This is a genomic window from Microbispora rosea, assembly GCF_900156315.1.
Classification (GTDB): Bacteria; Actinomycetota; Actinomycetes; order Streptosporangiales; family Streptosporangiaceae; genus Microbispora; species Microbispora rosea.
In genome coordinates this window covers 92,256-118,057 of the sequence record NZ_FTNI01000031.1, presented here as the reverse complement: position 1 = coordinate 118,057, position 25,802 = coordinate 92,256, and the positions used below count along the sequence as shown (strand labels likewise).

At 72.3% G+C, this 25,802-nt stretch carries 23 protein-coding genes; 10 read left to right on the top strand and 13 right to left on the bottom strand.

Annotation, left to right across the window (positions count from 1 at the left end; genetic code table 11):
* Window positions 1-206: 206 nt before the first annotated feature.
* Entirely contained in the window at window positions 207-2,813 is a 2,607-nt protein-coding gene (locus tag BXA11_RS33590) for an AAA family ATPase (RefSeq protein ID WP_076441054.1), read from the bottom strand.
* A 119-nt stretch (window positions 2,814-2,932) separates the two neighbouring features.
* On the bottom strand, window positions 2,933-3,472 hold the full coding sequence (locus BXA11_RS33585; RefSeq protein ID WP_076441052.1) for a TetR/AcrR family transcriptional regulator: 540 nt from the start codon (window positions 3,470-3,472) through the stop codon (window positions 2,933-2,935).
* A gap of 110 nt (window positions 3,473-3,582) precedes the next feature.
* Here BXA11_RS33585 and BXA11_RS33580 point away from each other — a divergent pair, with 110 nt between their 5' ends.
* Entirely contained in the window at window positions 3,583-5,832 is a 2,250-nt protein-coding gene (locus tag BXA11_RS33580; protein ID WP_076441050.1) for an MMPL family transporter, read from the top strand.
* A 26-nt stretch (window positions 5,833-5,858) separates the two neighbouring features.
* On the opposite strand, the gene BXA11_RS33575 is transcribed toward BXA11_RS33580, so the two are convergent.
* The 3 genes from BXA11_RS33575 to BXA11_RS33565 all read right to left on the bottom strand — a co-directional run bounded on the left by BXA11_RS33575 (window position 5,859) and on the right by BXA11_RS33565 (window position 11,316).
* The gene (locus BXA11_RS33575) at window positions 5,859-7,193 is read right to left on the bottom strand and encodes a cellulose-binding domain-containing protein (RefSeq protein ID WP_083744768.1); all 1,335 of its coding nucleotides are present in this window, start codon (window positions 7,191-7,193) and stop codon (window positions 5,859-5,861) included.
* Between the two features lie 407 nt (window positions 7,194-7,600).
* Window positions 7,601-9,859 carry a serine/threonine-protein kinase gene (locus BXA11_RS45010; protein WP_076441046.1) on the bottom strand — a complete coding sequence of 753 codons (2,259 nt, stop codon included), beginning with the start codon at window positions 9,857-9,859 and terminating at the stop codon, window positions 7,601-7,603.
* A 173-nt stretch (window positions 9,860-10,032) separates the two neighbouring features.
* Complete coding sequence (locus BXA11_RS33565; protein WP_076441044.1) at window positions 10,033-11,316, bottom strand: amidohydrolase family protein; 1,284 nt, start codon at window positions 11,314-11,316, stop codon at window positions 10,033-10,035.
* A 76-nt stretch (window positions 11,317-11,392) separates the two neighbouring features.
* On the opposite strand from BXA11_RS33565, the gene BXA11_RS33560 reads away from it, so the two are divergent.
* Complete coding sequence (locus BXA11_RS33560; protein WP_076441042.1) at window positions 11,393-11,899, top strand: MarR family winged helix-turn-helix transcriptional regulator; 507 nt, start codon at window positions 11,393-11,395, stop codon at window positions 11,897-11,899.
* A gap of 99 nt (window positions 11,900-11,998) precedes the next feature.
* On the opposite strand, the gene BXA11_RS33555 is transcribed toward BXA11_RS33560, so the two are convergent.
* Window positions 11,999-13,432, bottom strand: coding sequence for an MFS transporter (locus BXA11_RS33555; RefSeq protein WP_076441040.1), 1,434 nt, complete (start codon window positions 13,430-13,432; stop codon window positions 11,999-12,001).
* A 29-nt stretch (window positions 13,433-13,461) separates the two neighbouring features.
* Entirely contained in the window at window positions 13,462-14,139 is a 678-nt protein-coding gene (wrbA, locus tag BXA11_RS33550) for an NAD(P)H:quinone oxidoreductase (RefSeq protein WP_076441038.1), read from the bottom strand.
* A 77-nt stretch (window positions 14,140-14,216) separates the two neighbouring features.
* Between wrbA and BXA11_RS33545 the strand changes: the two genes are divergently transcribed.
* Window positions 14,217-14,681 carry a MarR family winged helix-turn-helix transcriptional regulator gene (locus BXA11_RS33545; RefSeq protein WP_076441036.1) on the top strand — a complete coding sequence of 155 codons (465 nt, stop codon included), beginning with the start codon at window positions 14,217-14,219 and terminating at the stop codon, window positions 14,679-14,681.
* Between the two features lie 211 nt (window positions 14,682-14,892).
* On the opposite strand, the gene BXA11_RS33540 is transcribed toward BXA11_RS33545, so the two are convergent.
* Window positions 14,893-15,312, bottom strand: a complete 420-nt coding sequence (locus BXA11_RS33540; RefSeq protein ID WP_076441034.1) for an NAD(P)-dependent oxidoreductase — start codon at window positions 15,310-15,312, stop codon at window positions 14,893-14,895.
* Between the two features lie 83 nt (window positions 15,313-15,395).
* On the opposite strand from BXA11_RS33540, the gene BXA11_RS33535 reads away from it, so the two are divergent.
* Both BXA11_RS33535 and BXA11_RS33530 read left to right on the top strand, forming a co-directional pair.
* The gene (locus BXA11_RS33535) at window positions 15,396-15,743 is read left to right on the top strand and encodes a hypothetical protein (protein WP_076441032.1); all 348 of its coding nucleotides are present in this window, start codon (window positions 15,396-15,398) and stop codon (window positions 15,741-15,743) included.
* A 142-nt stretch (window positions 15,744-15,885) separates the two neighbouring features.
* The gene (locus BXA11_RS33530) at window positions 15,886-16,542 is read left to right on the top strand and encodes a ThuA domain-containing protein (protein WP_076441030.1); all 657 of its coding nucleotides are present in this window, start codon (window positions 15,886-15,888) and stop codon (window positions 16,540-16,542) included.
* Window positions 16,543-16,546: 4 nt separating this feature from the next.
* Here the strand turns inward: BXA11_RS33530 and BXA11_RS33525 are convergent, their stop codons facing one another.
* Together BXA11_RS33525 and BXA11_RS33520 are read right to left on the bottom strand one after the other, a co-directional pair.
* Window positions 16,547-17,227 (bottom strand): DNA alkylation repair protein, encoded by a 681-nt coding sequence (locus BXA11_RS33525; RefSeq protein ID WP_076441028.1) that lies wholly within the window; start codon window positions 17,225-17,227, stop codon window positions 16,547-16,549.
* The gene (locus BXA11_RS33520) at window positions 17,224-17,904 is read right to left on the bottom strand and encodes a TetR/AcrR family transcriptional regulator (RefSeq protein ID WP_036408200.1); all 681 of its coding nucleotides are present in this window, start codon (window positions 17,902-17,904) and stop codon (window positions 17,224-17,226) included. The genes BXA11_RS33525 and BXA11_RS33520 overlap by 4 nt, the downstream gene beginning before the upstream one ends.
* A gap of 86 nt (window positions 17,905-17,990) precedes the next feature.
* On the opposite strand from BXA11_RS33520, the gene BXA11_RS33515 reads away from it, so the two are divergent.
* From BXA11_RS33515 to BXA11_RS33505, 3 genes are all read left to right on the top strand, one after another.
* On the top strand, window positions 17,991-19,367 hold the full coding sequence (locus BXA11_RS33515; protein WP_083744767.1) for an alkaline phosphatase D family protein: 1,377 nt from the start codon (window positions 17,991-17,993) through the stop codon (window positions 19,365-19,367).
* Between the two features lie 92 nt (window positions 19,368-19,459).
* Window positions 19,460-20,947 (top strand): glycoside hydrolase family 3 protein, encoded by a 1,488-nt coding sequence (locus BXA11_RS33510; protein WP_076441024.1) that lies wholly within the window; start codon window positions 19,460-19,462, stop codon window positions 20,945-20,947.
* 46 nt (window positions 20,948-20,993) lie between these two features.
* Complete coding sequence (locus BXA11_RS33505; protein WP_076441021.1) at window positions 20,994-21,818, top strand: ATP-grasp domain-containing protein; 825 nt, start codon at window positions 20,994-20,996, stop codon at window positions 21,816-21,818.
* Here BXA11_RS33505 and BXA11_RS33500 read toward each other — a convergent pair.
* From BXA11_RS33500 to BXA11_RS33490, 3 genes are read right to left on the bottom strand one after another with little or no spacing between them, the layout of a single operon-like run.
* Window positions 21,808-22,299 carry a TIGR00725 family protein gene (locus BXA11_RS33500; protein ID WP_076441019.1) on the bottom strand — a complete coding sequence of 164 codons (492 nt, stop codon included), beginning with the start codon at window positions 22,297-22,299 and terminating at the stop codon, window positions 21,808-21,810. The two genes, BXA11_RS33505 and BXA11_RS33500, sit on opposite strands and share 11 nt — an antisense overlap.
* Window positions 22,300-22,309: 10 nt before the next feature.
* Window positions 22,310-23,065: an SDR family oxidoreductase gene (locus BXA11_RS33495; RefSeq protein ID WP_076441017.1), complete on the bottom strand. Its 756-nt coding sequence runs from the start codon at window positions 23,063-23,065 to the stop codon at window positions 22,310-22,312.
* A gap of 31 nt (window positions 23,066-23,096) precedes the next feature.
* On the bottom strand, window positions 23,097-23,630 hold the full coding sequence (locus BXA11_RS33490; protein WP_076441015.1) for a flavin reductase family protein: 534 nt from the start codon (window positions 23,628-23,630) through the stop codon (window positions 23,097-23,099).
* Between the two features lie 529 nt (window positions 23,631-24,159).
* On the opposite strand from BXA11_RS33490, the gene BXA11_RS33485 reads away from it, so the two are divergent.
* Window positions 24,160-24,912, top strand: a complete 753-nt coding sequence (locus BXA11_RS33485; protein WP_030510734.1) for a GntR family transcriptional regulator — start codon at window positions 24,160-24,162, stop codon at window positions 24,910-24,912.
* Window positions 24,913-25,128: 216 nt separating this feature from the next.
* Window positions 25,129-25,782 (top strand): GNAT family N-acetyltransferase, encoded by a 654-nt coding sequence (locus tag BXA11_RS33480; RefSeq protein ID WP_083744766.1) that lies wholly within the window; start codon window positions 25,129-25,131, stop codon window positions 25,780-25,782.
* The last annotated feature ends 20 nt before the right edge of the window (window positions 25,783-25,802 follow it).

Genomic DNA, 25,802 nt, shown 5'->3' with positions numbered 1-25,802 from the left:
GACCCCCGGGAGCGGAGACGAAGGCGACTGAACGGCTCCCGGCCGCCCGGACCGGGACTTCCTTCACGCAGACTCGGCTCAACACACGGCGTACGGCCACTGAGGGCCCGCCCACTAGGCTCACCTGTAACGGCTGCCCTCACCATATCTCGAACAGGCTATCGACTCTAACCCTCTACCAGCACAAACGTGGAGTCACAACCGCTTCACAGCTCGCCGCGTTCGACGGCCAGGGCGAGTTCGACGCGTGACCGCAGGCCGGTCTTCGCGTAGACGCGGGTGAGATAGACCTCCACGGTCTTGCGGCTGTAGTGCAGCTCCTCCGCGATCTGGGGGTTGCTCAGCCCGTCGGCGACCAGTTCGATGACGCGGCGCTCGCCGGGGGTGAGGCGGTTCGCGGGTTCGGGGACCAGCCCGGCCTCCCGCAGGCGGCGTTCGGACAGCGCCGTCCAGGGCGCCGCGCCGAGGCGGACGAAGATCGCGTGCGCGCGGGAGAGCTGCGCGGTGTCGCCGAGCGCGCCGAGGACCAGCCGGGCCCGCGCCTCCTCGAACGGCAGGCCGTCGGCGCGGGCCCGCTCCAGCGCCGCACCGGCCCGCGCGCGATCCCGGAACGTCGAGCCCACCGCCAGGTCGGCGGCGAGCCGGGCCCGGGGGGTGCCATTCCCGGACCGCTCGTCAAGGCAGGTGGCCGCCGCCCGGCTGCTCGCGTCGTCGCCCGCGGCTCCTGTCACCAGCACCTTGATCGCCAGGGCCCGGTGCACCACCTCGGGCACCTCGTACGCGAGGGCGTGGTCGAGCTCGCGCCGCGCGGCGGCGATGTCACCCCGCCCGAGCACCAGGCGCGCGCGGAGCACGCATCGCATTCCCCGGTGCAGCGCGGAGCCGGGCGGCGGCTCGGCGAGGACCCGGGCGGCCTCGTCGAACCTGCCCTGGTCGAGCAGGATGTCCAGCTCCATGTTGCGCAGCAGGGCGAGGTTCTCCAGCAGGCCCGCCTCGGCCAGTGCCCGGCTCGCGACCGCGATCTCCTCCAGGGCCCGCGCCCATTCGCCGCCCATCCGCCGGATGACCGCCATGGTCCGTACGTGCTGTCCGGCGATGTCGTGCCAGCCGAGTCCGCGGTGGATCTGCTCGGCCTGGCCGAGCACCTCGACGGCGCGGGAGCGCAGCCCGGCGATCGCCAGCACGTGCGCCGCCGACTCCAGCGACGCGAGCCGGGCGCCCGGCGGCAGCGCGGCGGCGAAGGTGAGCAGGTCGTCGACGGCCCGTTGCGTCTCGGTCCAGTCGCCCCGCACGAGCGCGTGGATGGCCAGATAGCCGACCGTGATCGCGCGGTCCTGCGGCGGGCAGTCGGACAGGCCATCCCAGGCCCGCCGGGCGGCCTCCCCGCTGGGCAGACCCATCTCCGCGCTGACCAGCGCCTGCTGGGCCAGCAGCGCCGATGCGTCGTCGGCCTTGGGGATCTGGCGGCGGGCCACGTCGAGGGCGACCTCGTACCACCCCATCACATGGGCCGCGCCGACCGCGGTGTAGGCGGCGCGGGTGCGGCGGCGCCCGGAGGGCAGCACGGCGATCGCGCGCTGGGCCGAGTTCAGCGCCAGCGCGGGCCGCGAGCCCTTCCAGTAGGCGAGAGCCTGCCTGGCCAGCAGCTCGCCGGGCTCAGGGGACAGCTCGGCGGCCTTGCCGTACCAGTGCGCGGCCGACAGCGGCGCGGTCCAGCGGGTCAGCTCGGCGGCGCGCAGCACCGCGGGCAGGGCCTCGGCGGGCGGCCCGGCCTCGGCCATGTGGGTGGCCCACTCCAGGACGCGCCTGGTCCCGGTCAGCCCCTCCCGTTCGACCATGTCGGCGATGCGGCGGTGCACCTCGCGGCGGCTGGAGGCGCCGAGGTCGTCGTAGAGCGCCTCGGCCACCAACGGGTGCGCCAGCGCGTAGCCGTCGCCGTTCCTGCTGACGACGCCGTCCCTGACCAGCGCGTCGAAGGCGCGCTCGGCCTGGTCGGGCGTGAGCCCGGCGAGTTGGGCGAGGGCGGGGAGATCGGCGGCCTCCCGCGTCCGCGACAGCGTGGCCAGCACGCGGGCGAGGTCGCGTCCGCCCCGGTCGCGCTGGAACAGCCGGCTGAGGATCGCGCCGCGTCGTGCCCCCGGATCCGCCGAGCGCACGGCGCCGCCCTGCACCAGGGCCAGCACGGCCTCCTGCACGAACCACGGATTGCCCCGGCTCGCGACGTGGATCCGCCGCAGGACGGTGTCGCTGGGCCGACGGCCGAGCAGCGTGGTGACGAGGCCGGCGACCTCGCTCATCGTCAGCGGCTGGAGCCGGATCGACAGGTCCACGTCGAGCGCGGGTGGGTGGCGGGCGGTGCCGAGGATCGCGACGGCGTCGTGGCGGCGCGGCAGGGCCCGCAGCACGCTCAGCGTGTCCGCGTCGGCCAGGTGCAGGTCGTCGATCGCGAGGAGGGTGGGGCCGGGCAGTGACTCCATCAGCCGGGCGGCCATGGCCCCGGGCGCGGCGGCGGGATGGCCGAGCGCGGCCTGGTCGACCGCGTCGAGCAGGCCGGACAGCACGTCGGCCGCCTCGCCGCCCACTGCCTGGAACGCCTCGACGAGCGGGGCGTAGGCGCGCCCGCCGTCCAGTTCGCGGGCCTGGCCGCGCAGCACGCGGAAGCCCTTCAGCCGCGCCGCGGCCTCACCGATCAGATGAGTCTTGCCGATGCCGGGCTCGCCGAGAACGAGGACGGTGCGCGGCGTCTTCGACAGGGCCGAGACCACCTGGCCGAGCGCCCCCGCGCGGCCCTCCCCGACGGCCGGTACGTCCACGGCTGGCCGTCACTCCCTTCGCATCGGTCCCGCTGGTGTCACCTAGGACGCGGCGGAAAGGTTGAACGTTCACACGAAATGTGACGCTCTCCGAGCGTGATCGCAAGGGGACAGGTATATCAAGATTCGAACACGGCCACGGCGGCGGCGGTCAGCGTCTCCTCGACCACCTCGGCGGGCACGTCCGTCGTCTTCACCACACCGGACTGCACCGCGCCGAGGGCGGCCCAGGCGCGTACGCGGGTGCCGGGGGAGGGATCGGGCCCGGCCAGACGGAGGAACAGCTCCCGGCCGAACTCCCTGATCGCCTCGCCGGGAGATCCGGGAGGGGCGCTGTCGGCGCCGCCGATGTCCTCGGTGAGCAGCCGGATCACCGCCCGGTGCCGCACGGCGAACGCGGTGAAAGAACGCAGGAACTCCCGGTGGCCGGAGAACTCGCTGCCGAGCAGCGCGAGCAGGTCGTCGGCGGCCGGGGCGATGATCTCGGTCGCCAGCCGGTCCTTGGGGTGGAAATGGTAGGCGACCGCCGTCTTCGTCAGGCCGACCGCCGCGGCGATGTCGGCGAGCGACACGGCGGCGTATCCCCGCTCGGCGAACAATTCGCGGGCCGCGGCCAGAATTCGGGAGCGGGTCGCGTTGCCCTGATCGAGTGTGGTCATCGTCTCAATTCCGGCCGCGCCGTTCGCGCGCCGCTCAATTCCTTTTACCCTCGTTTTGTACGGCCGTACAGGACGGTCGTGTGAGGACATGCTATCCGGGACGGACGGCGATGAGCGGGCTTCTGGGGCGGCTCGGCGGATGGTGCGCACGCCACGGCTGGATCGTGCTGACACTGTGGGTGCTGGCGGCGGGCCTGCTGACGGCGGGCACCCTGGTGTGGGGCCGACCGGTGAACAACGACGTGTCGATCCCCGGCACCGACGCGCAGCGGGCGCACGAGCTCATGCGCGAGGGCTTCGGGCCGGGGTACGACCCCGGCGGGACGGTGCAGCTCGTCCTCTACACCGCGAACGGCACGCTGATCGACAAGTCGCGCAAACAGGCCGTCGAGCAGTCCATGGACGCCCTGCGGCGTACGCCGCACGTCGCGGAGGTGGAGACGCCCTACCGGGTGGGCGGCATGTCGTCCAGCATGCGGATCGGGATGATCACCGTACGGCTGAAGGGGCAGGACACCACCAAGCTCGCCCAGACTTCCGAGCAACTCGTCACCGCCGCCGCGCCGGCGGTGCGGGCGGGCGTCGAGGTCGTGCCGTCCGACAGCTCCACGCCCGCCGACAAGCAGATCAAGACCGGTGCCAGCGAGATCGCCGGCGTCGTCTTCGCGTTGCTGGTGCTGCTGTTCGCCTTCGGGACGCTGGTCGCCGCGCTCGTGCCGATCTTCACCGCGCTGATCAGCATCGGCGTGGGGCTCGGCCTCATCGCGGTGCTCGGCCACGTCGTGGACGTGCCCTCCACCGCCTCGATCCTGGCGACGATGATCGGCCTCGGCGTCGGCATCGACTACGCGTTGTTCCTGCTGTCGCGGCACCGGACGCTGCTGGCCGAGGGCGTGCCTGTGCAGGAGGCGGTCCGGCGTACGGCGGCCTCGTCGGGCGGGGCCGTGCTGTTCGCCGGCGGCACGGTCGTGATCGCCCTGAGCGCGCTGATGTTCACCGGGTTCCCGCTGTTGCGCACGCTCGGCTGGATCACCGGCGTCTCGGTCGTGTGCGCCGTGCTCACCTCGATCACGCTGGTGCCGGCGCTGCTCGGCCTCCTTGGGCGCCGGATCGACGCGCTGCGGCTGCCGCTGGCCGGGCGCCTCGCCCGCCGTGACGGCCCGGCAACGGGCTGGGCCAAACTGGGCGCCTGGGTGGCGCGCCGCCCCTGGCGGGTGCTGGCCGTCACCGTGGTCGTGCTGGTGGCGCTCGCCGCCCCGGCCGTCACGATCAAGCTCGGTCCGCTCGACAACGGGTACGGCGACAAGGGCACCCCGGCCCGGCGGGCGTACGAGCTGATCGAGGCGGGCTTCGGCCTGGGGGCCAACGGCGGGCTCGTCGTCGTGGCCGAACTGGACCGGAAGATCGCCGGCTCGACCCCGCCGGACCCGGTGGTGCAGGTGCTGCGGCAGCGGGTGGAGCACACCGACGGCGTCGCCTTCGTCGCCCCACCGGAGGTCAACGAAAACGGCCGTTCGGTGCTCATCCAGGCGGTCCCCGACTACGCCCCGAGCGACCCGCGGGCCCTCGACGTGGTGAAGCGGGTGCGGGCCATCGAGGTGCCGGGGGCGCGCGTCCACGTGGGCGGCCAGGTGGCCGGGCTGGCGGACGCGGGCGACCGCATCATGGGCAGGACACCGCTGGTCGTCGGCATCGTCGTGCTGCTCAGCGCCCTGCTCCTGCTGCTGGCCTTCCGCGCGCCCCTGGTCGCGATCAAGGCGGCGGTGATGAACCTCGTCTCGCTGGGCGCCGCCTTCGGCGCCCTCGCCGTGGTGTTCTCCCAGGGCCTGGGCAGCCGCCTGGTCGGCATGGACCCCCCGCCCTCGGCCGAGGGGTCCCACCTCGCCACGTTGTTCTTCTCCGTGCCCATCGACACGTATGTGCCGCTCATGCTGTTCGCCGTGCTGTTCGGCCTGTCGATGGACTACGAGGTCTTCCTGCTGACCTCCGTACGGCAGGCCTACGCGCGCAGCGGGGACAACCGGAGCGCGGTGGCCGAGGGACTGGGGTCCACCGGCCGCGTCATCACCTCGGCCGCCCTGATCATGGTGGCGGTGTTCACCGCGTTCATCGCCTACCCCGACCCCCTGGTCAAGGTGTTCGGCGTCGGGCTGGCCGTGGCCGTCGCCGTCGACGCCACCCTCATCCGGGGCTTCCTCGTGCCGGCCACGATGGTGCTGCTCGACCGGCTCAACTGGTGGATCCCACGCCGGCTCGACCGGATCCTGCCGAACCTGTCGATCGAGGGCCACGAGGAGGACGGCGGGCCCGCCGAGGCGGAGCCAGAACCGGTCGGCGCGGGCAGGCACGCCCGCGCCTGACGCGGTCGCCCGATCGGCGTACGGGATCAGAAGTTCTTGCTGCGGACCGTCCAGAAGGCCCTGGACGCGAGGCCCGAGGACCCCAGGATGTACGACCGCGCGGTGGCGTTGTCGTTGAGCATCATGTCCAGGAACTGGACCACCGCGGTCATGCCCTCGCTCATCTGGGCGCCGGTGATGAACCCGACATGACCGGCCTGCGACTGCTCGGCCAGCACGGCCGGCACCTGGGTCAGGTCGTAGTTGGCCCGGCTGTTGTCGTAGGCGATGTCGGAGAGCCCGCCGTCCAGGAACATCACCGGGGTGTGCAGCTTGGACAGTTCAGCACGTGAGTATCCGAACGAGCCGTCGGCGAACAGCCCGCTGTCCAGCGAGACGACGCTCTTGACCCGCCGGTCCTGGCCGGCGATCAGTGCCTCCAGCCCGCCGCAGGAGTGCCCGGCCGTGGCGACCCTGGACAGGTCGAGGCGCTGGTAGAGCGGCGAGCCGGCGCGGGCGTTCTCCCGCTCGGCCCAGCTGATGCCGTCGGTGAGAAGCGACGGGATCGGGGACCCGCTCTGCACCCCGTTCGACGAGCCGTCGACCGACGCGGTGTCCACCACGACGAACCCGCGGGCCGCGATGAACGTCAGCGCCTGGATAACCTCGCTGCTGTTGGTGTGCGCGCAGGCCCCGTTGCCGAAGACCAGCACCGGCATGGCACGCCCCACGGCCGAGGGGTTCGACGGCCGGAACACCGTGTAGCGGTTGGTGCCGTACGCGCCCTCCCGCGTCACCGGGAAGTTGTTCTCGATGGCGGGCCGGTTCGGCGGCGTGGGACTGGCGCTCGGGGAGGGACTGGGGCTCGGCGAGGGCGAATGCGTGGGAGAGGGCGTGGGGGAGGGAGACGGCGATGGCGAGAGAGTGGGAGACGGGGTGGGAGACGGGGAGGCGACGTCGCCGGTGCAGGTCACGCCGTTGAGGGCGAAGCTCGCCGGCACCGGGTTGGAGCCGTTCCAGCTCCCGTTGAACCCGAAGTCGGCGCCGCCGCCACTGGGGATGGCGCCGTTGTAGGAGGCGTTGGTGACCGTGACCTGCGCGCCGGACTGGGTGAAGGAGCCGTTCCACAGCTGGGTGACGGCCTGCCCGGCCGGGAACGACCAGGTCAGCCTCCATCCGTTGATCGCGTCGCCGAGGTTGCGAACGCGGACGCTTGCGCCGAAGCCGCCGGGCCACTCGCTGGTCACCGTGTAGTCGACGTCGCATCCGGCCGTGGCCGCCGACGCGACATGGGCCGCCGTCACCGTGACGCCGGCCGTCAGCAGCACGGCGGCGGCAGCCGCCAGCCTCGGCCGCCGGCGGAAAGAACTGTCAAGTCGCACGGGCTTTTCCCTTTCGACATGGTGTTATCGCTAACATCTTCAGGACGCCGATGTCGACGGGTGGTGCGTTCCTGGAGTCGGGAGTCAATCCCGGCACAAAAGCTATGTCAAGTAACTTGATATAATGGCTGTTTTCCTCGTGCTGCGGAATCTCCGGGTGAGCAGGCGCTTCGGGGACGCGCCCGAAAGACCGGCCGTCAGGGCGGCGGTGAATATTTCACTCTCCTGCTCGTGGTCGCAGGCTCAGGAGCTCACCGGCCGTCCTGCGGATCGGGGCTCTTCGACCCTGGGGCCGAGCGGCCCGGGAACGCGGATCATGAGTTCCTCGTCGCCGGAGACGCCTACGGTTCGGGACTGTCTGATCCGGCGCTGTCTGATCCGGCGCTGTGTGATCCGGCGCTGTGTGATCAGGCGCTGTGCGCTCCGGCACTGCGCAACTCAGGACTGCGCAAGTCGGAACTGTGCGATTCGGAACTGTGCGATTCGGGACTGCGCGGTTCGGGACTGTGCGGCTCCGGATCCTTCGGTTCGGGACTGCGGGACGCGGGCGGCTCGGGGCTCGTCGCCGGGCCCGGGTCCTTCGCCGGCCCCGGACTCTCCTTCGCCGGGCCCGGACTCTCCTCCGCCGGCTCCGAGGGCGATTCCTGCGGCTTCGGGCACCGGGGACCGGCGACCCGCACCTCGGCCCGGCGGGGCCCGCCGGGATCGGCCGGCTCGGTCGTGACGCGCACCCCGAATACGGCCCTCTTCCCGCACTCCACGACGCCGAGGCCGGCGGCAACCGTGAACGAGTAGGACGTGCGGCCCGAGAGCGTGCGGGTGTCGGCCGTCGCCTCGCGGCCGTCGCGGGTGAAGACGCTGGAGACCCTGACCGGGCCCCTGCCGGAGGTCCGCACCGTCAGGGCCGCCGTCCTGCCGTCCCAGTCGTCGATCGCCACGCTCTCGACCGCGGGGGCCGGGCAGGGCGGCCCGGTGAGCCTCCGCGTGCGCGTACGGGTGCCTCCCTGTGCGGCGGGGACCGTGGACACCTCGACCCGCCGATAGACGACGGTGCCGCAGGCCGGGGAGGGGAAGGGCTGCTGCAGCCCGATGTGATAGGACGTCGCGCCCCGCAACCCGACGGTCTGCGCGGGCGCGGCGGCCAGCGCGTCCGGCGACGGCCCGGAGGCGAAACGCGCGGTGAGCAGGACCCTGGCCGTGGTGCTCGCCCGTACGTCGGCCGTGACCGCCTGGCCGTCGAACTCCGCGATGCCGAGATCGGTCACCCGCGCCGGCGACGGCGACGCGGTCGCGCCCATGTGGGAGGGAGTGGCGCTCCCCGGCCCGGAAGGTCCCGGCGGCACGGCCGGCCCGGTGGACACCGACGACACCGGCGTGCCGGACAGGTCGGGCGGGGTCGTCCCGGCGTTCTCGTCCGGACCCGCACCGGAGGATCCCGCAGTGTCCGGTCCCGCATCGGACGGCCCCGCATCGGACGGCCCCGCATCGGACGGCCCCGCATCGGACGGCCCCGCATCGGACGGTCCCGCATCCGACGACTCGTCCGGCGCCGTCTCGCCGGGTGCTGCCTCGCCGGGTACGGCAGGCGGGGGAAGCGCCGCCGGGGCGCTGTGCGGCGGCGGGGTGAGCAGGGTGTCCCGAGCCATCGGGGTCTGCCGGTTGGCCGCGACCACCGCCGCGATCACGACGGCCGACAGCACGGCCGCGCCGATGGCGAACCGGGGCGCGAAGCGCGACAGCCGCTCGGACAGCACGGTCTTGGCCAGGGACGTGGACGCCTCGACCGGCTCGGCCGGGGCGGCCAGGGGAAACGTCAGGGCCAGCAGGGTGGCGAGTTCGGCCAGGTGCCGGCGGCCCCGCTGCTCCCAGTCGGACCCGTACGCGGCGGTCGCGGCGGTCTCCAGGTCGGCGATGAACGCCCGTGCGGTGGGCGGCCGGTCCGCCGGGTTCTTGGCCATGCCGCGCGTGACGAGGCTCCGCACCGAGCCGGGCACGTCGGTCGCGGGGATGGGGGCGCTGCGGTGCAGCATGCGCAGCGCCGTCAGGTCGTCGGCCCGATATGGCCGGCGCCCGGTGAGGCACTCGTAGAAGACGCAGGTGGCGGCGTAGACGTCGGCGGCCGGACCGGCGGGCCCGCCGTACCACTGCTCGGGGGCCATGTAGGGAGGCGTGCCTGCGGGGGTCTCCGGCGAGCCGCTGGGCGTCGCGATGCCGAAGTCCGACAGTTTGCTGTTGCCGTCGGCCTGGATCAGCACGTTCTCCGGTTTGTAGTCCCGGTGCACGATGCCCGCGGCGTGCGCGGCCGACAGGCCCGCCAGCGAGCCCTTCAGCACGACCAGCGCCGCCTCCGGGCTGGTCGAGCCGTGCTCGCCGAGGATCCTGCGCAGCGAGACCCCGTCGACGAGTTCCATGACGATCGCCGCGCCCTCGCGGGCCTCGACGTACTCGTACAGGCGCACGATGCTGGGATCGTTCAGCTCCACCATGATCCGGGCCTCGTGCCGGAACCCGGCGAGGAAACGCCGATCCTGCCGCAGCTCCTCGCGCAGGTACTTGATCGCGACGTAGGCGCCGGTGGTCACGTAGGTCGCCAGCACGACCCGCCCGGCGCCGCCCGCGCCGAGTTCACGCACCTCGCGGTAGCCCGGTACCGACCAGGCGTTCATGCCGCCGCCCCCTCGGATCAGGTCGTCTCTGACCACTCAAGCCCTGCCGCGCAGGCGGCGCCTCGCTGCGTTGCCGCCCCACCCGTCGCTCGCGACGGCGGCATCTGCCAGACACTTCCTGGCCCTGACTCAAGGTCTCATCCGAAAGGGCGGTTGTCACCGGAGCAAAAAAGTCACCTTGCGGATGTAGTCCTGGCCTGCGTGGTCACGTGGCGGGCCGCGCGTACGGCGAGGTCGCGGGCGCGGTCCACGTCGACGCTCACCAGGCGGCCCCCGCGCTTGACGATCCGCCCGCCGACCAGCACCGTGTCCACGGTGGCGGTGCCGGCCGCCGTGACGACCGCGGCGACCGGGTCGTGCACGGGCGCGAGGCCGGGGGCTCCGGCGTCCAGGATCACGATGTCGGCCTGCTTGCCGGGGCGCAGCGAGCCGATCCTGTGGTCCATCCCGATCGCGGCCGCGCCCTCGATCGTCGCCATGCCGAGCACGTCGGACGCGGTGAGCTCCGGCGCCGCCTGCCCGGCGCGTCCGGCGGCGAACGCCGCGCGCATCACCGAGAACATGTCGCCGGGGACGTCGGTGACCGTGTCCACGCCGAGTCCCGTCGCGATGCCGGACGAGCGCAGCCTGCCGGTCTCGGGGTGGCCGTGCCCCATCTGCGACTCCACCGCCGGGGCCACCGAGGCCGTGCCGCCGCTGCCGGCGACCAGCTTCAGCGACTCGTCCGGTATGCCGTTGCAGTGCACGAACAGCACGTCGGGGCCGAGCAGGCCGGCGTCGTGCAGCCGTTCGACCGGGCCCGCGCCGGTGGCGTGCAGGCTGATGCGCAGGCCGAGGTCGCGGGCGAGTGCCCAGTCGGCCCGCGCCGCCTCGACCGAGCCGTAGACCGGGCCCCAGGCGGCCAAGGCGGGGGTGACCAGGCCGTCGTCGGACGGCAGGAGCGCCGAGCGGACCCGCCGCACCTCGTCCTCGGCGCGGTCGGCGTCGCCCGTTCCCCGATGGGCGTACCCGAAGACCGCCCGTACGCCGGACTCGCGTAAGGCCGCCACGGCCGCGTCGGTGTGGCCGGGGGTGAGCTGGATGTGCGACCAGTCGTAGACGGTGGTGACACCGGCGTCGAGCGCCTCTATCGCGCCCCAGAGGTTGGCGGCGTACACGTCCTCCGCGCGGAACGCCGGGGTGAGGGCGCCGAGGACGAGGTCGAGGTAGGCGCTGAGCGTCGCGTCGGCCGCGATGCCGCGCAGCACGCTCTGCCAGACATGACGGTGGGTGTCCACGAAGCCGGGGAGCACGATGCCGCCCCTTGCGTCGATGATCTCGGTGCCCTTCGCCAGGTCGTCCGGCTGCGGGCCGACCGACACGATGACGCCGTCCTCGACGACGACGGCCGCGTCCGGCACGACCTGCGGACGCGGTTCCGTGTCGACGACGGTGCCGTTGACGATGATCGTTTTCATGGGCGAACCTCTTTCCCGAATGCTTTTAATAAAGCTTTTTGGAAAGCTATCAGAGTGAGGGACTAGGCTCAACCCCATGCGACAGCGGGACCGGGTCGACGAGATGATCGACGGGTGGCGGGCCGAACTGCCGGAGGCGGCCACCGTCCAGTTGGAGATCGTCAAGCGCGTCAGCCGGCTCAAGGCCCGCATCGAGGAGGTCACGCAGGCGGTGCTCGGCCGTCACGGCCTGACGTACGCGGAGTTCGACGTGCTCGCCACCCTCCGCAGGGCCGGCCGGCCGTACCGGCTCAAGCCGAGCAGGCTCGCCTCCCATCTGATGCTCACGACCGGGGGGACGAGCAACATCCTGCAGCGGCTGGTCGCCGCGGGGCTGGTGGAGCGGGAGCCCGATCCGGCGGACGGGCGCAGCTCCTGGGTCCGGCTCACGCCGCTCGGCGTCGAGAAGGCCGAGGAGCTGTCGCTGGCCACGACAGAGGCGCACCGGGAACTGCTGGCCGACGTGCCGGAACCGGCCGCGCGTGCCCTGGCCGACCAGCTCAGGGACGTCCTGCTCGCGCTGGGCGACCGCGCCCGGCCCTGACCGCCGTGGCCGTCGCGGGCGCGGTGTTCCGGTGTGCGCTGCCGGTGGCGGCGGGCCGGTGACCGCAGGACGATGTCCGTGGGGCGCTCGACCACATCATCACTGTCGGTCGCGGCGGTGCCGCGGCAGCAGCATGCCGACCACCGCGATGGCGAGGCCGAGTCCGGCCGCTGTGAGGAAGACCAGATCGTAGCCGGTGGCGAGGGCGGCGGGCGAGGAACTCCCGCCGGCCTGCGACGCGGCTCTGGCACCGGCGGCCGTCGCGAGCACCGCCAGGCCTGCCGACCCGCCCACCTGGCTCGCGGTGGTGGCCAGACCGCCGGCGATCCCCGCGTCACCCTCGGCGACGTCCGCGGTGGCCGCCGCCATGAGGGTGGGGAAGGTGAGCCCGATGCCGGTCGCGATGAGCAGCGTAGGCCCGAGCACGCCGGTGGGGTAGCCGCTGCCGGCGTGGGCCTGGGCGAGCCAGCCGAAACCGGCCAGGAAGCAGGCGCTGCCGGCCAGCACCAGCGGTCGCGCACCGGTTCGCGGCAGCAGTGGGGCGGCCCACCGCGCGATCACCAGGAACGTCATCGCCGCGGGCGTCTGCCCGAGCCCGGCCCGCAGGGCGCTGTAGCCGAGGACGTTCTGCAGGAAGAGCGAGGTGAAGTACCACATCGCGATGGGAATCGCGCCGAACAGCAGCAGCATGCCGTTGCCGACGGCCACCCCGCGCGTTCGGAACAGCCGCAGGGGCATCATCGGCCGGGTGGCGAAACGCGCCTCCACCACGGTGAAGACGACGAGGAGGAGCAGGCCCGCCACGATCGGCCCGACGACCGGCACCGACCTCCAGCCGTGATCGGCGCTCTGCATGACCCCGTAGATCAGCGCGGCCAGCCCCGCCGTCCCGGTGACCGCGCCCGCGAGGTCGAGCGATTCCCTCCGGCCGGTACGCGTGCCGGCCAGCGCCGTCATGGCCACGACGATCAGCACGGCGCCGATCGGCACGTTGATGAGGAAGACCCACCGCCACGACAGGCCGGTGGTGATGGCACCGCCCGCGATCGCGCCGGCCGTCCCGCCCACTCCTCCCGCGGCGGACCATGCGCCGAACGCCTTGGCGCGGGCGTTCGGTTCGGCGAAGGAAGTGTTGATCACGGACAGCGTCGCCGGGGCCATCAGGGCGGCTCCGACGCCCTGCGCGACGCGGGCCGCCACCAGGACCTGCGGAGTGCTCGCCAGGCCACCGGCCAGACTCGAGGCGGAGAACAACGACAGCCCGGCGACCAGCATCCGCCGCGGGCCGAACAGATCGGCCGCGCGACCACCCGGCAGCATGAAGCCGGCGAAGGTGAGCAAGTAGCCGTTCACCACCCAGGCCAGGCCGGTAGATGTGAAGCCGAGTTCTTCGCCGATCGAGGGAAGGGCGAGATTGACGATGGACGAGTCCAGGATGACCATGAACTGGCAGGCGCACACCAGCGCCATGATCATCAGCGTGGGGGCGGTGCGGGGCCTGGCCGGCTGAGGTGCGGCATCGACGCTCGTCATGACCTTTTTCCCCTGCCGGACGCCGCCGCTCACGCGCTCGGCGAGGTCGTCGCGGCCAGGTCGTCGCGGGCGTTCCCGTCCGGTGCGATGGCATCGGCGGGGCGGTCGCCCTTGAGCAGCCGGATCGCGATCCGGGCCAGCCTCCGTCCCTGATACCTGGCCGCTTCCAGCGCCGCGGTGTCCGGGCCGTCCGAGGCCGGGCCGGTCATCGACGTGCCGTAGGGGTTGCCGCCGGCGGCGTACACGGCCGGGTCGGTGAACCCGGTCGGTACGATCAGCGCTCCCCAGTGGTAGAAGACGTTGGCTAGAGAAAGGATCGTGGCCTCGCTGCCGCCGTGCCGGTTGTAGGCCGAGGTGAAGGCCGTTACCGGCTTGTCCGCCAGTCTTCCTTCCCGCCAGAGCCCGCCGGCCTGGTCGATGAACTGCTTGAGCTGCGCGGCCGGCGCGCCGAACCGGGTCGGCGTACCGAACGCGAACGCGTCGGCCCACGCCAGGTCCTCGACCGACGCCTCGGTGATCGAAGCGGTGGCATCGGCGTGCTGCCGCCACGACGGGTTCCGGTCGATCGCGCTGTCGGGCGCCAGTTCGGCGACCCGCCGCAGCCGCACTTCGGCTCCGGCCGAGACGGCGCCCTCGGCGACGGCCTGCGCGAGTGAGTGAACACTGCCTGTCGCGCTGTAGTAGACGACGGCGACCTTCACGGTCATGTCTGAGCTCCTCGATGTCCTAGGATTAGTTATGCGGATAATAGTTATGCGCATAACTGATCTGTCAAGGAGAGCCCATGGACTTCGAGCAAGCCGACGCCCTCAACCAGGCAATCCGCCTGCTGAGCCTGCGCCACCGGGCCAGGGCCGCCGCGCTGCTGGCTCCGCTCGGCCTGCATCCCGGCCAGGAGGCGCTCCTGCTCGAACTCGCACGGACCGGCCCGGCGATCCAGTCCCAACTCAGCGAGGCGCTCGGCTGCGAGCCGCCCAGCGTCACGCTCATGACCCGCAAGCTCGAAGCCGGCGGCCACATCCGCCGCAGACCCGCCCCCTCCGACCGGCGTGCCAGCATCGTGGAACTCACCGATAGCGGCAGAGCGCTGGCCGACCAGGTCAAGCACCTGTGGTGCGCCCTCGCGGAGGAGACCGTGGCCGGCCTTCCCGCCGAGACTGTGGCGGAGCTACCCGGCATCCTCACAACCTTGACCGGCAACGTGGACACCAGGCGCTCCCGCCGCCTACAGGGCGACAGCGCGGTTTAGCGCGCCGTACGCTCACCGAGGTCTTCCCGGATGACCGCGGCTATCCGGCACGATGGTGATCATGCAGACGCGACCTGGACCGCCGTCGTCCAGCGTGGAGCGGTTCGTCTGCCGGCTGTCGGCAGCGCGCGTCAGCCGAAGGCGGAACGGCGGCTTTCCACACGTCAGGACGCATGAGCGTGGGACGCCCGGCCGCGGCGGCGCCGAGAGGTCAGTAGGCGATGCCGATCATGCTGTGGACGGTGCCGGGGTCCTCCAGCGCCTTCAGCATGTATCCGGCCAGGTCCGCCCTGGAGATGCGCACACCGCCGCGGACGGCGTCCCCGGCGGCGGTGCGGTAGGCGCCGGTCGCTGCTCCGTTCGTGAGGCGGGGCGGCTGTACGACGGTCCAGTCGAGGTCGCGGGTGCGGATCTCCCGCTCAAGCAGCCGGGCGTCCCGGCACGCCGCCTCCAGGAAGATCCTCCGTACGAGCCGCTTGAGCAGCCGCTGCGGCGTCGTGTCCGAGGGCTGGTCGCCCAGCGCGTTCGTCACGACGACGATGCGGCGCACGCCCTGCCGGGCCATCGCGTCCATGACGTTGCGACCGCACTCCGAATAGAGGTTCGTGGGACCGCCCCCGCTGGGGCCCACGACGTAGACGACGGCCCCGCCATGTCCCGGTTGCGCGCGACCGCGGGGAGGGGGATCCGGCCGCGAGCCTGGAGGAGTTCGCCGTGGCCGCGATCCGCTTCTTCGGCAGGTCGCTGCCCCTCATCGCCGGCCTGCTCGCGGAGGCCACGCTGCGGGAGGGCTTCCGGCAGATGCTCGCCGGCAACGGCGGCGGCCCGCATGTGCCGGTCGCGGTCCTCGGCCGTCACCTCGCCGAGGAGCAGCGGCTGGGCAGGTTCCCGGCGGGGACGAAGCCCCACGCGGCGGCGGCGCTCTTGCTGGGAGCCTGCTTCCACCGCGCGTTCGTCGTGAGCCTCGTCGGCGGCTCCACCGACCTCGGCACGGACGAGGACGCCGCCGCCGACCTGGTGGCGGCGGTCCTGGGCGGCACGGGCGGAGGGCCCGCGACCTGACCGGCCGCGTGCGGGCGCCGCGCACGCCTGCGCACGGGGAACCCCGAGGCGTCGCGGGGCAGGGCCCGAGGGCGGCACAGGGCCCAAGACAGGGCCCAAGACGGGGGAGGGCCTGAGGGCGCCCAGGGCCTAGGGTGCTTCCATGCCGCGCAACCTCATCGTGTCCGGAGGAGTGGCCCACGACTTCCCGGCCACCTCGGCCGCCCTGGCGGACGTGCTCGCCGAGATCGGCGTCGAGTCGGAGATCACCGAGGACGTCTCCGGAGCCCTGGCGGCGCCTCCGCCGGTCGGCCTGATCACGGTCAACGCGTTCCGATGGAGGATGGACGGCGGCGACTTCGCGGAGGAGCGGGACCGCTGGCGTTTCGAGACGCCGGACTCCGTCAGGCGGACGGTGCTCGATCACCTCGCGAGGGGCGGCGGGCTGCTGGCCGTGCACACCGCCTCGCTGTGCTTCGACGACTGGCCCGAGTGGGCCGAGATCCTGGGTGGCGCCTGGAGGTGGGGCCGGTCGTACCACCCCCCGATCGGCCCGGCCAAGATCCGGCTCGGCGACGGTCACCCGATCGTCGAGGGCCTGAGCGGCTTCGAGGTGACCGACGAGGTCTACACCGACCTCGACGTCCTGCCCGGCGTGGAGCCGCTGGCGTACTGCGGAGACCAGCCGCTGTTGTGGGCGAGAACCGTGGCGGGCGGCAGGGTCGTGTACGACGCGCTCGGCCACGACACCCGGTCGTACGAGAACCCGGTGCGCCGCGCCCTGCTCCGGCGGGCGGCGCGGTGGCTCCTGGGGGACTGACTCCCTACGCGCCGGGGATGTTGCGCAGCGCCTCGCGGCGGCTCAGCCCGCTGATGCCCTGGTGCTTCACGTAACGGAGCACCTCCTGCGGGTTGGTCTTCGCGTACTCCCGCAGCGCCCAGCCGATCGCCTTGCGGGCGAAGAAGTCGGTGTCCGACAGGCTCGGCTCGATGCAGGCGTAGAGCAGGTGGACGTCGGTGCGGTCCTTGAAGGAGTTCTGGCACAGGATGGCGGTGCGCCGCTTCCACAGGTCAGGGTCGTGCGCCCACTCCAGCACCATGCGGCGCATGCTCTCGGGATACAGCCGCAGCAGCGTGCCGATCCGGTGCACGGCGATGTCGTCCACCAGGTCCCACCACGCCCCGGTGACGATCATCTCCTCGTACATGGGGATCGTGTAGAGCGTCTGCCAGGACCGGTAGAAGCGGTGCGCGGACAGCTCGATGGCGGCGTAGCGCTCCTCGCGGTATTCCGCCTCGCGCCACAGCACCAGCACCGCCCTGCGCCACTCGGGGGCGCTGTCGAGCCGGTGCTCGGCGAAGACCTTGCGCAGCGCGGCCCGCCGCGGCACGGCCGTCACCCCGAGGAAGGGCATCTCCGACTTCATGTACGAACGCATGCCCTCGGCGCGCGCGGGGTCGGCCAGCTCGGTCAGCGCGAGCCGTACGGCCTTGAGTAGCGTCATGACGGCTGGCTCGCCCGCTCGCCGGTCGCCAAGCCGTCGAACAGCAGCTTGACGAAGTGGTCGGCCAGGGCGTCGGTGTCGAGCCTGCCGCCGGGGCGGAACCAGCGCACGGTCACCCAGATCGTGTCGCGGATCATCCGGTAGGTGAGCTTGGGATCGACGTCGGGGCGGAACTGGCCGGCCGCCTGGCCGCTCGTGATCTGCTCCACCCACATGCGCTCGACCTCGTCCTCGGCCCGCACCAGGTAGTCGAACCGGTCGCCGGGCAGCGAGCGCAGGTAGTTCCAGTCGTTCTGCATGACGGTGATGGCCGCCCGATGGTCCTCCAGCGTGCCGAAGCCGATGCGGACCATCTCCGCCAGGATCGAGCGCGGGTCGGGGTGCGTGCCCAGCGCCGCGCGGTAGCGGGTGATCAGATCCTCGAGGAAGGTGCGCAGCACCTCGTCGACGATCGTCTCCTTGGAGTCGAAGTGGTGGTAGAGGCTGCCGGACAGGATGCCGGCCTCCAGCGCGATCTCCCGCACGGTGGTGGCCTGGAAGCCCTTGCGTGCGAACAACTCGGCGGCGAGCTTGACGAGGTGGTCGCGCCGTTCGGACGCCGAACCCGCCGTCCCCCGCTTCGCCTTGACCGGCGCGGCCGTACCGCCGGAGTCCTTACGCTGGTTCACGGCTCCCATTATGGCCGTCGAGCAAGAGCTTGTTCACATTCTCGCGTCGCCCGACCTTCCCGCATGGATCGGATCGGTAGGGCAGGATCGAACTCATGGCGAAAATGGGGTATCCGTTCACCTTGGGGGTGGCGTCAGGCGAGCCGTTACCCGACGGCGTGATCCTGTGGACCCGTCTGGCCCCCGAGCCGCTGCATCCGACACAGCCCGGCGGCATGCCCAACCGGGCGATGAGCGTACGGTGGGAGCTCGCCGAGGACGAGGCGTTCACGAAGGTGATCCAGTCGGGCGCCGCCCCCGCGCAGCCGGACTGGGCGCACAGCGTGCACGTGCGAGTCTCCGGGCTGCGGCCCGCGGCCGACTACTTCTACCGCTTCTCCATCGAGGGGCACGTCAGCCCGGTGGGCCGCACCAGGACCGCGCCCGGCGCGGACTCGACCGCCCCCGTCCGGTTCTGCTTCGTCTCCTGCCAGCGTTACGAGCACGGCTACTTCACCGCGCTGCGCCACCTCGCCGCCGAACGCCCCGACCTGGTCCTCCACCTCGGCGACTACATCTACGAGTACGGCAAGCCGAAGAACCCCAAGCCGGGCCGCTGGGTGCGCCCGCTCGAGTCGACGGCCGAGTGCACGACGCTCGGCGCCTACCGCAACCGCTACGCCCGCTACAAGATGGACCCGGACCTGCAGGCCGCCCACGCCGCCGCGCCGTGGGTCGCCATCCCCGACGACCACGAGGTCCGCGACAACTGGGCGGGCGCGCTGCCCGGCGACGGCGGCAGCCCCGCCGCCTTCCTCAAGCGCAGGACCGCCGCGTTCAAGGCCTACTACGAGCACCAGCCGCTGCGCGTCCACCCGTCCGGCTCCGCCCTGCAGAACTACCGCCGGCGGCCGTACGGCCGGGTGGCCGACTTCATGCTCGCCGACACCCGCCAGTATCGCGAGGGGCGCGACATGCTCGGCGCCGAGCAGGAGAAGTGGCTGAAGGAACGGCTGCACGGATCGACGGCCCGGTGGAAGGTGCTCGCGCAGGCGGTCTTCTTCTCCCGGCGCACGTTCCCCCTCGAACCCGTCAGCGCCGACGCCTGGGACGGCTACCCGGACTCGCGCGCCCGCGTGCTCGCCGCCGCCCCCGACGGGCTGGTCGTGCTGAGCGGCGACGTGCACAGCGCGTACGCCTGCGACGTGCGCGAGGACTGGGCGGATCCGGCCTCCCGCGCCCTCGGGGTCGAGTTCGTCGGGCCGTCGGTGACGAGCATGCCGGGCATCACCGACGGCAGCGGAATCCTCTCGCTGAACCCGCACATCGCGTTCTTCGACAGCCGCCACGGCTACGTGTCCTGCGTGGCGGACATGGAGAACTTCCGCGCGGACTACCGGGCCGTGGCCTTCGTCGACCGTCCCGGCGCGCCGCTGACGACCATCGCCGGCTTCGAGGTGAAGGAGAACAGGCTCCACCGCACGGACGTGTGATCGGGGCGACAACCGAGGTCTGCCCCCTAGCAAATAGGAAACTTTCCTATTAGATTGCGGGGCATGCCTGAGCGATGCCCTGCGGGCGCAGCATGAAGCGAAGCCCTGACCTGCTCCGTCTGGCCGACACGGTCCTGTTGCCCGGCTTCATCGGGACCACCGCTCCCGACTGGGTGCGGCGGCGGCTCGCCTGCGGGCTCGCCGGTGTGGTGCTGTTCTCCCGGAACGTCGACACCCCCGCCCAGCTCGCCGCGCTCACCTCGGCCCTGCGCGCGGACAATCCCGAGATCCTGATCGGCATCGACGAGGAGGCGGGGGAGGTGACGAGGCTGGAGGCCCGCACGGGCAGCTCGCGGCCGGGCAACTACGCCCTCGGCGTCGTGGACGACGTGGAGCTGACCGAGCGGGTGGCCCGCGACATCGGGCGCGACCTGCGGGCGGCGGGGGTGAGCATCGACTTCGCCCCGGCCGCCGACGTCAACTCCAATCCGGACAACCCGGTCATCGGCCTGCGGTCCTTCGGGGCCGATCCAGTGCTTGTCGCGCGGCACACGGCCGCCTGGATCCGCGGCCTGCAGTCCACCGGCGTGGCGGCCTGCGCCAAGCACTTCCCCGGGCACGGCGACACGTCGGTCGACTCCCACCACGGCGTGCCGCGCGTCACGGCCTCCCGCGACGAGCTGGCCGAGGTCGAGCTGGAGCCGTTCCGGGTGGCCATCGGCGAGGGCGTGCGCTCGATCATGACCGGCCACCTGCTGGTCACGGCGTACGACGAGGAGTTGCCAGCGACGCTCAGCCCCCGCGTCCTCACCGGCCTGCTGCGGGAGGAGCTGGGCTTCGACGGCCTCGTCGTCACCGACGGCATCGAGATGGCCGCCGTCTCGGGCCGGTACGGTCTGGGCGGCGCGAGCGCGATGGCGGTGGCGGCCGGGGCCGACGCGGTCTGCGTGGGCGGGGAGAACGCCGACGAGGCGACCTACGAGCACATCCGCGACGCGGTGGCGGACGCGGTGACCGAGGGCAGGCTGCCGGAGGAGCGGCTCGCCGACGCCGCCGCGCGGGTGCGCGCGCTGACCGCCTGGCAGGCCCAGGCCCCGCCCGTGGACGACGTACGGGACGAGGTCGGGCTGGTCGCCGCCCGCCGGGCCGTACGGGTGACCCGGCGCGGCGCGGACGGCCTGCTGCCGCTGGCGGCCGCCCCGCACGTGCTGGAGCTGGCGCCGGAGACCAACCTCGCGATCGACAAGGGCATGCCGTGGGGTGCGGGGGAGCCGCTGAGCAAGCTGCTGCCCGGCACCACGGTCGCCCGGCTGCGGCAGGACGACGTCCACAACGAGGTCGCCGGCATGGTGCTGCGCCAGGCCGCCGACCGGCCGCTCGTGATCGTGGTGCGGGACGCCCACCGGCACCCGTGGCAGACGGACCTGCTGGAGCGCCTGCTGGCCGCCCGGCCGGACGGCGTCGTGGTCGAGATGGGGCTGCCGGGCCGCACGGACCTGGGCGCGGTGCACATCGCCACGCACGGCGCCGCCCGGGTCTGCGGTCAGGCGGCGGCCGAGGTGCTCGCCGGCCTCGCCTGACACTGCCCATAGCATTGGTCACTGCTGACATGCGAACGGGAGCGTAATGAAGGTCGCCTACGTCACCACGGACCATCCTGCCGCCGAGCAGGACGACGAGCGGGAGATCGCCCTCACCGCCTGGCTCGGGGCCGGCATCGAGGGCTCGCCGGTGAACTGGAAGGATCCCCACGTCGACTGGTCGGACTTCGACGCGGCCGTGGTCCGCTCCCCCTGGGACTACATCCTGCACCGTGACGAGTTCGTCGCCTGGGCCCACCGGGTGGAGTCGGCGACGCGGTTGTTCAACCCGGCGAGGGTGATCGAGCGGAACACCGACAAGACCTACCTGCGCACACTCGGTGTGCCCACCGTCCCCACCCACTGGGCGGAGCCGGGCACTGACCTGCCCGAATGGGACGAGTACGTGGTGAAGCCCGCCATCTCGGCGGGGGCGCGCGACACCATCCGCACCGCGGACCGGACCGCCGCCCAGAGCCACGCGGCGACGCTGCTCGCCGCGGGCCGCACGGTCATGGTGCAGCCGTACATCCCGTCGGTCGAGCAGGAGGGGGAGCTGTCGCTGCTGTACTTCGGCGGCCAGTTCAGCCACGCCGTACGGCGGCACCCGATGCTCACCGGGGTGGCGGAGACCGCGGACAACCGCGCCACGCTGCGCGACCCGGACGACGACCAGTTCGCCCTCGCCGAGCGGGTCCTGGCCGCCGTGCCGGAGACCCTGCTGTACGCCCGGGTGGACCTGGTGCGGATGCCGGACGGCGAGCCGGTCCTGATCGAGCTGGAGCTCACCGAGCCCTACCTGTTCCTGCGGGAGGAACTGGCCGCGCCCGACCTGTTCGCCGAGACCCTCGCCGAGATGCTCAAGGGCTGAGCGGGCCCGCCCGTCCCGCGGCGTCCAGCGCCAGCCGTACGGCGTCGGCCGGATCGGCGGCGGCCACCGGACCGGGCACGGGACGGCCCTCGGCGTCGAGGACCCGCCACCCGCCAAGGGCGATCACGGGCGTGCCGCCTCGCTGGGCGAGCGCCAGCTCGGAAAGCGTGCCCCAGGAGCCGCCGACGACGACCACCGCGTCGGCGGCCCGCACGATCAGCGCGTTGCGGGCCTCGCCCAGGCCGGTGGGCAGGGCCACGGTGAGGTCCGGGCTCGCCCCGGCGCGGTCCCGGCCGGACAGGACGCCGACCACGACGCCTCCGGCCTCCCGCGCGCCCGCCGCCGCGGCGGCCATCACCCCGCCGTACCCGCCGCACAGCACGACCGCGCCGCGCTCGGCCAGCAGGCGGCCCACGGCGCGGGCCGCCTCGGCCTCCTGCGGGGTGCACTCGCCCGGCCCGCACACCGCCACCTGCCACATACGCATGAATCTAGGCGGAGATGCCTCCGTCGACCGGGATCACGGCGCCGGTCAGGTAGGAGCCGGCGCGGGAGGCCAGGAAAACGGCCGCGCCGGCCATGTCATCGGGCCTGCCGATGCGGCCCAGTGGGACGTTGCTCTCGATCGCGCCGCGCGTCTGGGGGTCGTCGAGCGCGAAGGCCATCATCTTCGACTCGAACGGCCCGGGCGCGATCGCGTTGACCGTGATCGACTCCGGGGCGAGCCGGCGGGCCAGATGCCGGGTCAGCATGTGGACGCCCGCCTTGGCCGCCGAGTACGCGTAGTTCTCCATGAACGGCACCCGGAGCCCGTCGATCGACCCCACGTTGATCACGCGGGCCGGGTCGTCGGGCGACGCGGCGGCGCGCAGCAGGGGCAGAAAGCGGCGGGTGAGGAAGAAGACGCCCTTGACGTTGATGTTCCAGAGCTTGTCGAACGCGTGCTCCGGATACTCCTCCAGCGGCGCGCCCCAGCTCGCCCCGGCGTTGTTGACGAGCACGTCGAGCCGGCTCTCCCGCTCCGACACCGCCTGCGCCAGCGTCTCGACGCCGTCGGGGGTGGACAGGTCCGCCTGGACGGCGTGGCAGCCCAGCTCGGCGGCCGTGGCCTCCAGCTCGTCCTTCTTCCGCGAGGAGATGTAGACGGTGGCGCCCGCGTCGAGGAACCCCCGCGCGATCATCTTCCCGATGCCCCGGGACCCGCCCGTGACGACGACCGTCTTGCCTTCCACCGAGAACAGAGTCATACGGGCAGCATACCGACCGGTCGGTTCCGCGTCAGGCCCGGAAGCCTCCGTACGCTCCGCGGAAGAACACCAGCGGGCCGCCGTCGTCGTGGCGGTCGAGCCCGGTGACCCGGGTGACCACGATCACGTGGTCGCCGGCCGGGTGCTCCGCGTCCACGGTGCAGTCGATCCAGGCGAGCGCGCCGTCCAGCACGGGCGCGCCGCCGGGGGACAGGGCCCACGACAGCCCGCCGAACTTGTCCCCGCCCTTCGCGGCGAGCTGATCGCACACCTGCCGCTGGTGGTCGGCGAGCACGTTGACGCACAGGGCGGTCGCGGCCCTCAGCCGCGGCCAGCTCGTGCTGTCCCGCGAGACGCAGAACGACACCAGCGGCGGATCGAGGCTCACGGACGTGAAGGAGTTGACGGCCAGGCCGCACGGCTCCCCGGTCTCCGGGTCGATCGCGGTGACGGCCACGACGCCGGTGGCGTACCTGCCGAGGATGTTCCTGAAGTGCTGGGGATTGACGGCCGGAATCCTCCTGGCGCCGTCAGGGCCGACCCTCCGGGACACAGGGATGCTCATCGCACGTGCCTCCTCGGTCGCCTCCCCATGAAGTCAAGGAGGGCCGGAGCCGATGCATTCCCTGTGCGTGCCTAACGGTGGCGCGTCCTGGCGGGCGTGGGGGACCCGCCAGGACGCGCTCCGCCCCGGCGCGAGACCTCGACCCCGGCGAGGGTTGGGGTCGAGACCTCGTTCATTCGCACGGAGTCCGTGGGGAGCGGCCCTTCTCGACCGGCCGCTCCGGCGTGCGGTGGTACCGCGTGCTCGGGCATGTCACGCCGTTCCCGCACAAGGCGGTCATGTCGGTGGATACCGACAGCTCTGACATGTCGTTCCCGTCGCTCTGATAGGTCTGGGTCTGGGCCGGGGGCTCGCGCCAGGGCGACTTCGGCGTTCTCGCACCGACCGCCCTCACGTGCCCACCTCCATTGGATGGATTTGTACCAACGTTTGGATAATGCGCGGCTGGGTGGGCTCTGGTCAAGGGGTTGTTTCCCAGTAGACCGAGATCCTCTAGATTTGTTGGAACAAAAGGGTGGATTGAGGAAAGATGGCACGATCGTCGCTCTACCAGCAGGTGGCCGCGGAAGTACGCAGGGCCATCTACGCGGGCGAACTCGCGCCAGGCGACCAGATTCCGACCGAGGCCGACCTCATGGAGGCGCACGGCGTCAGCCGCAACACCGTACGGCTGGCCCTGGGTGAGCTGGAGAACGAGGGTCTCATCCTGCGGATGCGCCGGCGTGGAACGTTCGTACGCGAGCGCCGTCCGCTCCTCATGCGCCCCCAGGACGAGTTCCTCCCGTACGACCAGGAGGGGCGGCGGTTCGACACGTTCGTCCACGCCGTCCGCTCCGAGGGTCGTACGGCGGACCAGAGGATCGAGGTCTCGATCGTCGAGCCGCCCGAGGACGTGGCCACCCGGCTCGCCCTCGCCGACGGCGCCCTGGCCGTCGTGCGCCGCCGGCTGCGCTTCGTGGACGGCCAGCCGTACAACACCTTGGACTCCTACTTCCCCCTGGAGATCGTGGGGGACTCCGAGATCGCCCGGCCCGGCGACATCACGCGCGGGGCCAACCGGGTGCTGGAGGAGTTGGGCCATCTCCAGGTCCGTGTGATCGACGACCTGTCGGCCCGCATGCCGACCTCTGACGAGTCGTCACGGCTCCAGCTGGAGCCCGGCACTCCGGTCGTCGTCCACACCCGGGTCGGCTACGACGCCGACGACACGCCCGTCCGCGTCGCCGTGTCCGTGCTGCCCGCCGACAAGCATCTGATCCGATACGAGCTGGAACGTCATTGACGAGGCCCGGACGCCCCCTGGCCTGAGCGGGCGTCCCCGGCCGCCGGGCCCTCCTCCGGAGGGCCGCTCCCGCGATTCCCATCCTGACCCCGGCAGGGGACCGCGCCGCACCCGCGCGCCCTAGCGTGGCCCGCCGTCTCCGGACGGACGCTGTACGGCATCCAGCCGTCACTCTTTGTGATCAAATCGCCGCCGTCGGCACGAAAGGAATCAGGCATGCCCGCGAACACCCTGGATCTTGTTACGGAACTCACGCTGCGTCGCGCCACCCCGGCCGACCTGAAGGGGGTCCTCGCCCTGCTGACGCGCACCGCCGGGTGGCTGAACGGTCTCGGCGTGCGGCAGTGGCCCGCCGGGGGATTCCCCGCCGAGCGCATCGAACCGCTGATCGGTGAGGGCGTCATGTACCTCCTGGACGCCGGCTCCCCGCTGCCGGCCGCGACGATCGCAGTGGACGGCCATGCCGACCCGGAGTTCTGGACCCCCGCCGACCGCCCAGGCGACGCGCTCTACGTCCACAAGCTCGCCGTGAACAGGACCTGCTCCGGCCAGGGCCTGGGGGAGGTGCTGCTCGACTGGGCCGCCCTGCGGGCCGCCGCTCACGACCGGCCGTACCTGCGGCTGGACTGCGCCAAGGACAACGCCCGCCTGCAGTCGTACTACCGGAAGGCGGGCTTCCGGCACGTCCGCACAATCGACCTGCCGCACCGGGCCTCCGGCGCGCTGTTCGAGCGGGATGCCAGCGCCGTGATCCCGGCCGCGTTGTCCTATAACCGCACGCCGGCGGTGCCGGCCCAGCGCTCGGGACATGCGACGCAAGCCTGGAAAGTTCTTGACATCACCTCGCACAACGAGTTGATCGAGTGCTGAACAGGGCGGATGCCGTGAGG